Consider the following 12,833-nt stretch of genomic DNA (forward strand, 5'->3'; position numbering starts at 1 on the left):
GGTCAACCTAATTTTCCGCATCCTGCTAGAATTACTGTTCTTCGAACTGCGCAACATAATCGCCGTAGCCTTTATCCTTCAGCTCATCCTTCGGAATGAACTTCAACGATGCAGAATTGATGCAATAGCGAAGCCCCGTTGGCTTAGGGCCATCATGGAACAGATCACCCAAGAAAGAATCGGCATCCCGGCTTCTTACCTGGGTAGTCTTTGAGAAAAAGCCACCTTTTTCTTTCAGCACAACATGGTCCTTGTCTAACGGCTGTGTGAAGCTCGGCCAGCCTGTTCCGGCATCAAATTTGTCTTTGGAGCTGAAGAGCGCCTCACCAGAAACAATATCCACGTAGATACCTTCTTGCTGGTTATCCCAATATTCATTCTCGAATGGACGCTCATCGGCATCATTCTGGGTTACGTTATATTGAAGCGTGGTCAATGCTTTCAGCCGTTCCGCCTTATTGAAGTCCTTCATAGCCTCCGCTTGATTAGCAGCCTCTTCTGTTTTATCTGATCCCCAAGTACGGTTCAAAAAGGAATCCCTCCCCGACATATACTGGTTAAGCTTATAGAGAAACTTATTTTTTTTGTAATAGTCCTGATGCTCTTCCTCTGCCATGTAAAATTCAGTTGCAGCCGTAATCTCGGTCACAATGGGCTTGTCGAATTTTCCGGATTCTGCTAGTGCATTTCTGGAAGCTTCAGCGGCATTTTTTTGCTCCTGGCTGTTGTAGAACACAGCCGTATGATATTGCGGGCCGCGGTTGTCGAACTGGCCGTCTGCCGTTGTCGGGTCAATGCTGTGCCAGAATACCTGCAGCAGCTTGTCATATGAAATCTGGCTTGGATTATAACGAACTTCCAGCGATTCAAGATGTCCAGTTCCTCCTGAGGATACTTCGTTATAAGTCGGATTCTCGGTATGACCTCCTGTATAACCAGTTGAAACACTGAGAACGCCTGTAAGATCCTCAAAGTACGGCTCAAACTGCCAGAAGCAGCCTCCTGCAAAAACGGCGGTTTCATATTTTGTTGCAGAACCGGCATGAGCTACATTCACGGCTGGGTGTCCCTCCATCATCAATGTGGACTGGTTAGGCCCATTGTAGAAGTAATAGGCCATGACGACAGCTAGAGCAACCGGCAATACGAAATATCGGTATTTTTTAAACTTCATTTCCGCCACCTCCATAGGATCTCGCCTTTCTTAATCTGAATTTTAACAACAAAAAACCCGCAGCAAATGTGCGGGTTGTCATGATTTATGTATGCATTTTTAGCGAACAGACAGGAAGATTTTCATCCCCCTGCCAAAAGTCATGCGATTGAATTACTTATAATGACGGACAGAAAACACAGCCGCTTGCGTCCGGTCTCGCAGCCCAAGCTTGGACATGAGGCTGGATACGTGGTTTTTAACTGTCCCTTCGGAAATAAACAGGCGGTCAGCTATTTCCTTATTATTCAGCCCTTGTCCCAATAAAGCCAAAATTTCCTTCTCCCGGTCCGTCAGACTTCCTAGCAGCTCTTCATCATTCTCATTCAACAGGAGTTCCGGTACAGACGGAACAGCAGGCATTTTCTTCAATTCCTTAAGCAGCATGGCGGTAATCTCCGGCTGAAGAACCGTTCCCCCATTGTATACTGTTTGGATGGCACTGACGATAGCCTCGGAGGGCATGTCCTTCAGCAAATAGCCGTGAACACCCTTCTCTAATACCCTCAAAATCAGTTCTGCATCATCAAATGTGGTCAGAATCAATACTTTCATCTCCGGGAAGTGCCTTAGAATTAGCTCAGCGCCTTCCACCCCGTCCATGCCTGGCATACGAATATCCATTAATACGACATCCGGCTGCAATTCGGTTACTTTAGCATACGCATCCCGGCCGTCGATAGCTGTCCCCACCACTTCCATATCAGGTTCTAGATTAAGGATGGTCGCAAGACCCTCCCGCATAAGTCGCTGATCATCAACTACCAGAATTCTCAAGTAGCGGCACCTCCGTTTCTGTATGTGGATATGGATATGGAAATTCGGCTTGCACTGCAAACTGCATCCGGTCAACCTTCCCGAAGGACACCTGGCCATTCCATTCCGTTACTCGCTCTTGCAGATTCAACAATCCAAAGCCTGGCTTCACTTCATCCGGCACGCTGCCGTCATTGGAGATACGAAGCGAGAAACCGCCCTCCGAATAGACAATCCGGATAAGGGCATGCTCTGCATCTGCGTGCTTCTTAGCATTCGTGAGCGATTCCTGTACGATGCGGTATGCTGTAAGCTGCAGCTCACCCGGCAGCGGCACTATACTCCCTTCAATCTCAAAGCGAGTCACAACCTGCGTAAACTTCGTGAACTCTTCCGACAGCTTGTCCAGACTTTCATGGAGAAACATCGGCTGAACCGGCTCGTCCCTGATCGTCCGGACTGTAAGGCGGACCTCCTGAAGCGCAGAACGAACCAAGTCCTCACATTCCAGATAGACACTTTCGCTGCGCCCCGCATCCACCTGACTCAGCTTGCGGGCGGCCTGCATTTGTACAATCAGGCTGGTCAGCTTATGGCCAACCGTATCATGAATATCGCGGGCAATTCGTACACGCTCTCTGCTGGCTGCCCATTCTTCCGCCTTAACGGCATACTCCTGAAGACGCTCATGAGACTCCATCAGCTGCTCGTATAACTTCAGCGTATCCTTGCGCGCCTTCTGATAGAAATGGATTAGGGAGCTGACAATGCCTGCAAATATAATGAATGAGCAGGTAATGAAGTAGCTCATACTATCAAATTGCTTATATAAATACCAATCGACACTGCCCATCGTCACCAGATAGAGGATCAGCAAAAATAGGCAAGTAAGGATAAGCATTCGAAAATTGTTTAAAAACATAAGAATCGCCAATGCCGTAATGCCCACGAACAGCTGATTTGGAAAATGTCCCCCAATGAAGATGTAGCCATAAGCAGCGGATACGAGAAAATCTAGAATGAGCAGATGAAACAGCCATTTTTTCCGCTTCTCTGCATTGGAATAGAACAGATTGACGAGCAGAAACACCACAACCGAAAATACAAGGAAGCTGAACCGCCAAAAGGCCTCAATTGACGTCTCAAAATAAAAAATGCCGGAGACTAGCAAGCCAAGTATGAGCTTCAACCCGAAAAAGAGCTTCCAGGACAGAGGCCCGCCTTTAATAAATTTCTCATCTTGAAGCATTGGCTTTCCCTTCCCTTCTTCGCGGTGTTATTGTCATGCGATTATATCATATAACTGGCAGGCCTAATAACAAGAAAAGCCGCTAATTCAGCGGCTTTCCACATTTTCAGCAAGCTATGCCCATCTTCCTCATAACCCGCTTCTATTTAACTAATGAATATCCTTCTTCTTAAAGGTACCGCCCTTAACCTCAGCTACATCATATACGATGATAAAGGCATTAGGATCTATTTGCTGTATAATTTCTTTAATTTTGCTTTCTTCCATCCGGTTAATGACACAAGTGATTTCTTTAAACGGCTCATTCGAGTAGCCTCCGTAAACATCGGTATACGTCGCCCCGCGGCCTAAGCGATCCCGAATCGTCTCGATAATAATATCTGGCTGTTTCGTAATGATCTTAAACGTTTTCGAGCCGCTCAAGCCTTCTTCCACAATATGTATAACTTTAGAAGCAATAAAGTAAGCAAGTGCCGAGAGGATCGCTCCTTGCAGGCCAAATACGGTCGAAACAATAATAAAGACAAACATATTCAAGAACAGGATCAGGTCACTGGTGCCAAAAGGCAATTTGCGTGACAGCAGTACCGCCAACATGTCGATACCATCTAATGCTCCGCCATTACGCAAGGCTAGTCCCATCCCGAAACCGATAATAATCCCGCCAACAACGGTAACTAACAGGGTATCCCCTTCAATAATTGTAGGAACATGATGCATAAGCGTAGTGCTGACTGCCAGCGAGGCAATACCGATAACGGAATAAATCGCAAAGCTTTTACCAATCTGCTTATAACCTAACCATACAAAAGGAATGTTGATGATTCCAATAAGCATCCCTAATGGTAATCCGAACATTTGTGAGCCGACGATACTAATACCTGTCACGCCGCCGTCCGAGACGTTGTTCGGTATTAATATCGCTTCGAGACCGTATGCCGTGATAATGGCTCCGATCATAACCAACAGTACTTTTGAAATGACTTTTACTGCCGGTGAGGTTTGTTTTTTGCTGTTCATGCCGTTTTCTCTCCTGACTTCAAATTAGATAGTATACAGTATATAATTTTTTGCAACGAATTGGCAAAAAAACGTCATCTCTCCCATGCCTGACACGGTTGAGATGACGCCTGCTTGGTTAAAAAATAAAAGCTACTTGAGGCGGGCGGCGGCCTTTTGATGGGAAGCCTCTGCTTTTATATCTCTATTTCTAACAACGGAGATGATCATAAAATTTATCCAAGTCATGACGGGGATGCACATGACTAATATATAGCGGGCATGCGTATCCGTTCCAAACAATCTGAATTCCTCATCAAAGTTGTAAAAGAGCCCGTATGCTCCCCCCAACATAATCATATTAATAACAAAAGTCGAGAGCATACCTAACCATTTGCTTTTTCTATTCCTCATTATGAAGACAGATAAAGCCGTTGAAACGATTAATGAAAATATGATGATAATGAGGTTCACTGTCCTGCCTCCAGATCTTTATAGATCAAACCAGTACACTTCATTTTCTCTTACGAATGTGAAGCCTGCTTTTTCCGCCAGTTTTCTGGATGCAGGATTCGACTCCACACAATCCCACTGCGCCGTCATCCCTCTGCTAATACATTCGTTCACAAACTTCGCAGTCATTATTAGTGCCAAGCCTCTATTCCTGTGTGCTTCCTCTGTCTCTATATCGATCGCAATAACATCATTAAATCTTGCAGTTCCTGCAATGACCGCAACAATTCTATTCGAATATGTAATGCAATAAGCTAAGCTTTTCTCAAGAAAATCATCAAAGCTTTCCCATGATCCCAGTATCCTCTTCGTGACAAATGCTCCATTTTCAATACTTCCTTCATTTATTAAATTCCACAACTTATTATCTACTTGATGTATCGTATATCCCGCTGACAGACTAAGCAATTCGGGAATTTCGCTGTTTTTTCTAAAGCTGAATTCTTTTTCTGCACGTATTTCTCTGTTCTCAAACATCTTCAATATACCTAACTGATCACTTTCAATGGAAAATTCAAAGTAGTTAATCCCTTTCGATTCCAACCATGCGAACAGCTCTTCATGGAGAAATACTTCAACAGCTTTGTATTGTTCCTCGGATGTAATTTCTCCTAAAAACGCAAAGCCTCCAACTGCATAGGATTTCGCAATTGCAATATTAGCATTTTCCAAATTATCAACCCATAATTCTCCTTTACATTCACCAGCAGCTATTCCTGAGAAACTAGGGCAATGATCGCTTGTTATCTTCTTATAATGAATAACCTCATGCAAACCATCTGCTTTAATCATCTCTTCCTCCTTATTTGAGGAGATATTTATAGTAGGCTGGGAATTCTCGTATGATGGAGTAAATATCTCTAAAATCAAAGATTTTAGCATGGGCTGAATACACGTCTTTAATATCCATTTTGCTAAAAGCTAACTTGGTCCTCGATATATGAAAATATTGCGTAATAATCATAACGGAGTTTAAATTTAAATCTTTCATAATCTTGCTTGTATTTTGAGCGGTCATATAGGAGTTATACCCGTTATTATCCTCGATAATGTTATCTTCCGGTATTCCTTTATCTACTAAGTAAGCTTTCATTACCTCGGCCTCATCGAAGCCTTCCTTGCCAATACCGCCGCTCACAATGATAAAACGATAATAGTTCTCTTTATAAAGCTCTACGGACCTGTCTAATCTTGCTTTTAACCGGTCAGCAGGCTGTCCATTCGTCTCTACTTTATTTCCTAGTACGACAGCTGCGTCAACAGGCTTCAATTCATCATTCAACCCGTCTATGATCACGACAGTCGTGTGAATGATAAACCAGATAAACAGGATAGCTGCTGCTATTAAAAATCGTCTAACGAAAACTGATTTCAATCTCTCACCTGCATTCTCTCATTTATGATCTAAATCCCTCCCTAAATATTACCACACTTGGGCGTGTCAACCTTCATGTAATACTATAATCGTGAATCACCGCTAAAATTTGCTATGACATGTTCATTGGAATCATATGCTTTAAACTCGTAGCCGCAATCATGGAGAATGTCCAATATTTTCGGCAGTGCTTCCACTGTCTGCTCCCGCTCATGCAGTAAAATGACTTCCAGATCCCGATGAATGCTATGACTAACCTGCTCCGCTATCGTATCCGGTTTTCCCGGCAAGTTCCAATCCAATGAGTCTACTGTCCAGTCCCACATTCGAAAGCCGGCTTCAGCAATATCCCCGCGAAACTCTTCGTCCACATGCGGGTAGCTTCCATAGGGTGCACGAATCAGATCTGGAGCAAAACCGACGATGTCTTTCATCAGCTCTTGTTCCCGTTTGAACTCCTCAATAAAGTGGGACGAACCTCCGCTTTTATACAATTTATTAACATCATGCGACATACTGTGAAGTCCAGGATAACTCCCCTCCTCAACGATGCGCTTAACCTCGTCTTTGTGCCGATTTAAGTGAGAGCCAATCATGAAAAAGGTTGCTTTTGCCCCGTGCTGCTTTAAAATGTCCAGAATCTCATTCGTATATTTGCTTGGACCATCATCAAAGGTGAGGTATACCACCTTAAGCGGCGCTGCCTGATTTTCATCCGCTTTTGGTGTTGGTGTTGGCGATACATCTATATGGGGTTGATTTTGTGCTGATTCGTGAATAGGCATATCTGTATTTAGGCCATGCTTTTTCCACGTCGTCATCAGGTCAACTGACACATAAACCGTCCCAAAGATTAGGAGTGCTAAAGCAACCATAATTATGATCATTTTTCGGTAATTTATCTTTTTTTTCCGCGGTTGTTTGTTATTGTTCGGCGTAAACTCTTCACTTGATTTTTGATAGGAATATTGGAAATCCATTTTGCTACACTTCCTTAACGTTCATACGCATTCTCTTGAATAACTTTTGGTCGTCCCGCCTGTATGCGCGTCTTCCCGGTTTTTCGCTGAAGGATATTATTCCGGATCAAAGCGAAGATCACCAGCAGAGCGCCATAAAATTCATAGATACTAATCGTATAGCCTTGAAACATCATTATAACAAACGTTGTCACAGGCACTAGACTGATAAATAAAATTCCGTTTACCGGAGTCAGTTTCCTCAGACCGGCATTCCAGCTCAATAATGCTAGCAGTCCCGGCATAATAACCATGAAAGACATCTCGTATCTAACCGAGACTAACGTGTTCCAATCTGGCATAGGAATGAGGTCGAATAGGGTGGCCAACAATACGATAACCACAGAAACAGATGTTCCCAGCAAACAGGTTAAAGTTGAGTATCTCAGCGTCGACCACTTTTCAAACTCGCTGCCTCCCAGAGAATAAAGCACCCAGCCTACGACACCGATAAATATAAGGGATACAGGAAGAAGATGCCCAGCGGCCATTGTAAAAAATGAAAGATTCCCGTCCGTTATGACGAGCAACGTACCAACTAAAGCGATGCCTATCGTGATTAACGTGGCTCTAGCAGGTTTTTTCTTTGTCCTGTACCAAAGAATGAGGATTGAAATCAAAGGCATAAGCACTTCCATAATTGAAGCTGTAATTGTACCTGAATTCCCTATAAGATTCTGACCGGAGAATACCAGAAAATTATACACTGTAAATGCCATTATCCCATAAAAGAGCAGCTTTCGTCCTTTTCTTTCAAAACGAAACGCAGATTTTCCTTCTTTCATCCAGAGAATGCATACGAGAATCAACGTCACGATCAAATAGCGAATCATCGAAAAATAAAACGGATCTATGCTATGTAGTGCAATATGTGCAACCGGGAACATGGCTCCCCATGAAACGCTGGCCATCAGGCATAATACTGAACCCCATAAAACTTGCTTGCTTGCCACTTCTCTTCATCTCCCTCATGCTGTCTGAACTCTAATAGTGATTTTAATCATAAGGGATCGATATTGCTTAGTAAAACGATTGAAAATAGCCTTTACTATCATTTAAAATGATACTTATTCAATCCTATATTAATAGGCTATATGGTACACGGGGGAAGTAAAATGGAAATCAACGACTTAAAAATCTTCAAAGCGGTTGCTGAATTTGGCAGTGTAAGTCAAGCTGCACTTGAATTAAGCTATGTCCAGTCCAATGTAACGGCGAGAATCAAGCGACTGGAAAAGGAGCTTCAGACCGAGCTGTTCTATCGCCATAAACGCGGAATGGTATTGAACGCAGAAGGCAAACGATTGCTTGAATATGTAGAAGAGATATTAGGAAAAATGGAAGAAATCAAACGTGCTTTTCAAGGAACGGACGATCCTTCCGGGATTCTTAACATTGGAATTGTCGAAACGATCTTCAGTTTGCCGGGATTTCTATCGAAGTACCTTGAGAAGCATCCTAAAGTAGATTTATCGCTGACGGTTGGTGTGACCGCACAGCTGCTCCAAGACGTAACAAGCATGAAATTAGACGGCGCTTTTGTTACGGGTCCTGTAAAGCATCCGCTCATTGATTGTTATGAGGTTTTCCGAGAAGAGCTTATACTCGTTTCCAAAAATGAGGATTTTTCAATGGATGATATTGTAAAGAAACCGCTGCTGCTCTTTAACAAGGGTTGCGGTTATCGGGAACGATTGGAAAGCTGGCTGAAGGACGAGGGGATTATTCCAAAGCAGATCATGCAATTCGGTTCGTTCGACACCATTATTGGCAGTATAACAGCCGGAATTGGCGTTACGATTGTGCCGAAATCATCCGTTCGACGACTCATTGATGACGAAACGATTAGCGGATACAGCATACCGAAACCTTATAATGAGGTCACGACCGTATTTATCTGTAAAAAAGATTCCTATCTGACCCATACACTTCGTTCTTTTATAGAAGAATTGCAGCTGGTTTAAAACAGAACTAAAAAAGCCATAACACAAAGATTTATACACCAAAATGTCTTTTCTCGTGCAACTATGTTACTGTTTGATATCCGTAAAAATAACAGCTTACACTGTCCATATTTAGATACGAAAAAAGCCCAGACCTTGTACGGTCGGGCTTCAACTTGCATGTAGCAAGATTTTTGGATTGTCTAAGAAATGTTAAGGTAAGAAGACAGAATTGCCGCTATAATAACTTAATTCAGCATTTTGCTGCCTTCGTCTCTACCCGCTTGCGTTATGAAAACAACTCCATCTGCTTTAATTCCCCACCGATTTTATCTAGCGACTCAGGTGCATGATCTCGAAAATATGCCTGCTGAATCTGCTGCTTCGGATCTACAATTTGTTTACCTCCTCCACCAGATGCTCCCCGCAAGCGACAGCTATATACAACAGGGAAATAATCCTGAAGAAATTTACCTTCCACATGAGCGGTCAACGCAATCATTTGAAACCCTAATTGTTCAGCAATATAAAAAACAGGACTAAGGACATGATCACTAGAAGCTTTACCAAACGGATTATCCAATATAACCGCACGGTGCCGTTTCATCTGACTATGAATATGTTGCCTTTTCTCAGCTACATAATTCAAAATACCGAGAAATAAGGTCATGTTTTTGCTCCATTTCTCTCCACCTGACCAACGATTAGATTCTTCCCAAGAATACGAAGCTCCAGTGACTTGCTGATCATTATTTACTTTACGACAACTGACTCGAATCGCGGCGCCTTGTTGAAATACTTTTTGCAGCAGTTGCTTTGCGTCTAGCCATTTATCCAGATCCCTACGAATGAGGGATGACTGCTCATTCCCATCAACATCTCGATATTTGCCATGCTCTAACTGCCCAATAATCCACTCCATATGATGCTGAATTCGTTCTTTCCCTTCCTGCTCGTCCCAATCTGGCACCTGAAAAGTATAAATATCTTTGTTGCCACTTTCTGTTCTTACACGTGTTCGCTTAGGAAGCTCTCGCAGCTCTTGTGCGATCAATTTCAGGTGAGCTTGTATATGAGAAATAAACTGTTGCAACTTCTTATCCTCGTTTTGCATTCTTAGTTCAGCAATTTGATTGGCTTTCAATATACTTATGCTCATCATCGATTCAAATTCTTGCAATTCGGTATAATTAGCTTTAGCCTCAACACCTCGCTCAGCCATCTGCCTCAGCTTAATATCTTGTATTTGACTCTGACAGAACTCTCGGAAGCGTCGACGATTCAAATCTACTCTTTCTTGTTCTTTCTTAATGGCATTCTGTTGTTGAACCAACCGATTAATGACATGGTGACTACCACTTTTTAACTGATACGTTATCTCCTGAATCAGCTCTGAGTTATCACTTGACCATTCCAACAAAGGGTCATCTAACTTATGAACAAGAACGTGGCGAGCCCACAGCTGTAATACATCCTGCGTTTCCACTAATCTCTGATCTACAATCGCAATCAAACGATTCAATTCTTTGCGTATTTCCTCTTGCTGGTGCTGTTCTGCTGCTTGCAGCTTACGCACATGAACAAGTGATTCCAAAAATATTTCGGGCCGCTCATTTTGGAACTCTTTTTCATATTGCTCGATTTGCTTTCGGATTGCTCCCTCTTGCTCAACTAATTCCCGATCCTTACGGTTCCATTCATTTCGAGCCCGCTGACTCTTATCCTTGAGCATTTTAAGCTCATTCCATGCTGCATCCAATTTAGACGCTACTTGCAATGGAAGCTCCAATTCCCGATCAACATTCGTATGCTCATTTAAAAGACGCTCCATTTCCCGCTTCGCTTCATCTAACCACTTACGTTGATTGTCGTACTCTTTTTCCAAATCAGATCTATTCTTCAGAATATGATGTCGCTTCAGCTCAAGCTCTCGATATTCTTCACGAAGTACAATATATGATTCTTCTGACGGGTAGGGCAAATTATCCTTTACTTTATCATACAGTTCCTGTGCTGCAAGACTGATCAGCTTACCCTTCAAATCATCTTTATTGTCTTCTTTTTGCTTTTTCTCGCGCTCCAAATTTACTATACGCTGATCCGTTATCTCTATTAACCTTCCCACTCGACTATGTTTTTCTTTGATCGAAATCAATTGATCTGTAAGCGCAGCCATTCTTTTACCAAGCTGCATATACTTATTTCCTTGTGTCAGTAAATAACTTAGATATTGTAGACGTTGTTCTGCTAGATGCTTGGCTTCTAAAATCTCATCTTTGTCACGGTCCAAATGGCCCAGTTCTTGCTCAACCTGCGTACTTCTTTGCTCTAGTAGATTGATCTGTTCCCTCAGTGATGTGATGATTTGCTCCTGCTCATGAATAAAATCAAGTGAGTATTCTCCAAAAAACGAATCTACCTGCTTTTGTGCATCCTTCCAAAGGGCAAGCTCCTCTTCCTTCTCCACTCTGCGCTTCACAGCTGCTTCTGTCTCAAGAACAAGCTCTTGTTTCCACTCATTGAAATGATCCGAGTCATGGAGTGACTGCCAGTGAGCAGGCTCTACCCAGCAATGAGATGCCATCGTATTTTCTTCACCTATTGAATCAAGTTGTACAAGCTCCCTGGCCTCCTGCGTAGACAATATCCGAATAGGAAATTGCAGCTGTTCAGCCATATCTGCTAATTTACGCTCTAACTGTGGTTTTTCCTGAGCTGTAGTTACTAATGTTACCGCCCATAACAGTTCGTGATCATGACTGCCCTCCACTGCCTCAATATATTGCACCCCTGTTTCTAGCAAAGTAAATTGATTACTCCACTGCTGAATCAACTGTACAACCTCGGGGTCCGCAAAAAACTGCTCTTGATCCTTATAATCATCGACATAACGAAAAGCTATTCTTTCCTTATGAAGCAGTTGTTCCTTCTGTCGATTTCTTCGCTCCAAACCATCTATTAATTTATCAAGAATAGTATCCTTCTTCTCATGCAAGGAATGTAATCTTTCCCAAGAAGACTGCAACCCAGCCAATGTTCCCTTCACCTCGTCATGACTCCGCTCATAACGATTTTGCCAAACTTGCAATCCCGTTTGCTCCCTCTTTAACTTGAGGAGATTATCGGATAATTGCTTATTTTCAAGTGAAAGCTGATCCTTGCGCTGTTTGAGCTCCTGCAGCACTTTTGCCCGTTCTAGGCCCTTCTGTTCCTGCTCTTGTTGCTCAGCACTCCAGACAGGCATTTGCTGTTCTACGGTTTCTGATGCTATTTGACTTAAAATTTGTTGCGCTATATCTTGCTGCTGATCTTGCAGCATCTTTTGCTCTATCTCATTTTTACTAATCTCAAGTAGATGCGCTTCACGGTCCTTATCGGCAGCAGATCTAGCTTGAAGCAACTTTTTATGTTGCTCTGACAATATAATCAACTCTGCTTCTACCCCTTGTAAAAGCTTGCTATATCGTTGTTCTTCAGAGTCAAAATATGCTTTTAGCTTGCGACCAACAAGCTCCCATGCAGCCTGCAATTGTTCTTCATCTTGCGACTGTTCGAGCCTTTTTATTTCCTGCTCCAAAAAAAGTCATTTGTTCTTGTGACTCGTGAAGCTTCTCCCGATGCTCGGCATATTTTAGCGAGTAATAATAGCTCTCTGCAGAGCTTTCTTGCTTCTCGAGCCGTTCTTTCGTTTCTTCAACTTCCTGTAGGACTGTCTCTAGTGCCCCAGCCTTTTGCTGTTCTTCAGCAATTAGCAAGGATGACTCTC

12 protein-coding genes are annotated in these 12,833 nt (G+C 42.9%); 1 reads left to right on the plus strand and 11 read right to left on the minus strand.

The window, feature by feature from the left end:
* Positions 1-31 precede the first annotated feature (31 nt).
* From msrA to TY10_RS11620, 9 genes are all read right to left on the minus strand, one after another.
* Entirely contained in the window at positions 32-1,174 is a 1,143-nt protein-coding gene (gene msrA / locus TY10_RS11580; RefSeq protein WP_238327552.1) for a peptide-methionine (S)-S-oxide reductase MsrA, read from the minus strand.
* Positions 1,175-1,327: 153 nt separating this feature from the next.
* Positions 1,328-1,957 carry a response regulator gene (locus tag TY10_RS11585; protein ID WP_042163459.1) on the minus strand — a complete coding sequence of 210 codons (630 nt, stop codon included), beginning with the start codon at positions 1,955-1,957 and terminating at the stop codon, positions 1,328-1,330.
* A gap of 13 nt (positions 1,958-1,970) precedes the next feature.
* The gene (locus TY10_RS11590; protein ID WP_042163388.1) at positions 1,971-3,218 is read right to left on the minus strand and encodes a sensor histidine kinase; all 1,248 of its coding nucleotides are present in this window, start codon (positions 3,216-3,218) and stop codon (positions 1,971-1,973) included.
* Between the two features lie 150 nt (positions 3,219-3,368).
* Complete coding sequence (locus TY10_RS11595) at positions 3,369-4,238, minus strand: YitT family protein (RefSeq protein ID WP_042163390.1); 870 nt, start codon at positions 4,236-4,238, stop codon at positions 3,369-3,371.
* Between the two features lie 132 nt (positions 4,239-4,370).
* Positions 4,371-4,691: a hypothetical protein gene (locus tag TY10_RS11600; protein ID WP_042163392.1), complete on the minus strand. Its 321-nt coding sequence runs from the start codon at positions 4,689-4,691 to the stop codon at positions 4,371-4,373.
* An 18-nt stretch (positions 4,692-4,709) separates the two neighbouring features.
* On the minus strand, positions 4,710-5,522 hold the full coding sequence (locus TY10_RS28815) for a GNAT family N-acetyltransferase (RefSeq protein WP_052350500.1): 813 nt from the start codon (positions 5,520-5,522) through the stop codon (positions 4,710-4,712).
* Between the two features lie 10 nt (positions 5,523-5,532).
* On the minus strand, positions 5,533-6,105 hold the full coding sequence (locus TY10_RS11610; protein WP_052350501.1) for a YdcF family protein: 573 nt from the start codon (positions 6,103-6,105) through the stop codon (positions 5,533-5,535).
* An 83-nt stretch (positions 6,106-6,188) separates the two neighbouring features.
* A complete protein-coding gene (locus TY10_RS11615; protein WP_052350502.1) occupies positions 6,189-7,085 on the minus strand; it encodes a polysaccharide deacetylase family protein in 897 nt (298 codons plus the stop codon).
* A gap of 14 nt (positions 7,086-7,099) precedes the next feature.
* Positions 7,100-8,035 (minus strand): DMT family transporter, encoded by a 936-nt coding sequence (locus tag TY10_RS11620; protein WP_042163468.1) that lies wholly within the window; start codon positions 8,033-8,035, stop codon positions 7,100-7,102.
* A 204-nt stretch (positions 8,036-8,239) separates the two neighbouring features.
* Between TY10_RS11620 and TY10_RS11625 the strand changes: the two genes are divergently transcribed.
* Entirely contained in the window at positions 8,240-9,088 is an 849-nt protein-coding gene (locus TY10_RS11625) for a LysR family transcriptional regulator (RefSeq protein ID WP_042163394.1), read from the plus strand.
* A gap of 268 nt (positions 9,089-9,356) precedes the next feature.
* Here TY10_RS11625 and TY10_RS28820 read toward each other — a convergent pair whose 3' ends face one another.
* Both TY10_RS28820 and TY10_RS31495 read right to left on the minus strand, forming a co-directional pair.
* Complete coding sequence (locus TY10_RS28820; protein WP_155985816.1) at positions 9,357-12,644, minus strand: coiled-coil domain-containing protein; 3,288 nt, start codon at positions 12,642-12,644, stop codon at positions 9,357-9,359.
* Positions 12,604-12,833: hypothetical protein (locus tag TY10_RS31495; protein WP_238327553.1), on the minus strand; the 230-nt coding region annotated here is incomplete at its 5' end. The genes TY10_RS31495 and TY10_RS28820, both read right to left, overlap by 41 nt.

Origin of the sequence: Paenibacillus gorillae (assembly GCF_000513275.1) — a bacterium.
GTDB classification, from domain to species: domain Bacteria; phylum Bacillota; class Bacilli; order Paenibacillales; family Paenibacillaceae; genus Pristimantibacillus; species Pristimantibacillus gorillae.

What these genes read in the sequence shown, in the direction of transcription:
- msrA (WP_238327552.1), bottom strand. Translation starts at nt 1,174, where the DNA reads ATGAAGTTTAAAAAATACCGATATTTCGTATTGCCGGTTGCTCTAGCT.
- TY10_RS11585 (WP_042163459.1), bottom strand. Translation starts at nt 1,957, where the DNA reads ATGCGGGAGGGTCTTGCGACCATCCTTAATCTAGAACCTGATATGGAA.
- TY10_RS11590 (WP_042163388.1), bottom strand. Translation starts at nt 3,218, where the DNA reads ATGCTTCAAGATGAGAAATTTATTAAAGGCGGGCCTCTGTCCTGGAAG.
- TY10_RS11595 (WP_042163390.1), bottom strand. Translation starts at nt 4,238, where the DNA reads ATGAACAGCAAAAAACAAACCTCACCGGCAGTAAAAGTCATTTCAAAA.
- TY10_RS28815 (WP_052350500.1), bottom strand. Translation starts at nt 5,522, where the DNA reads ATGATTAAAGCAGATGGTTTGCATGAGGTTATTCATTATAAGAAGATA.
- TY10_RS11615 (WP_052350502.1), bottom strand. Translation starts at nt 7,085, where the DNA reads ATGGATTTCCAATATTCCTATCAAAAATCAAGTGAAGAGTTTACGCCG.
- TY10_RS11620 (WP_042163468.1), bottom strand. Translation starts at nt 8,035, where the DNA reads ATGGCCAGCGTTTCATGGGGAGCCATGTTCCCGGTTGCACATATTGCA.
- TY10_RS11625 (WP_042163394.1), top strand. Translation starts at nt 8,240, where the DNA reads ATGGAAATCAACGACTTAAAAATCTTCAAAGCGGTTGCTGAATTTGGC.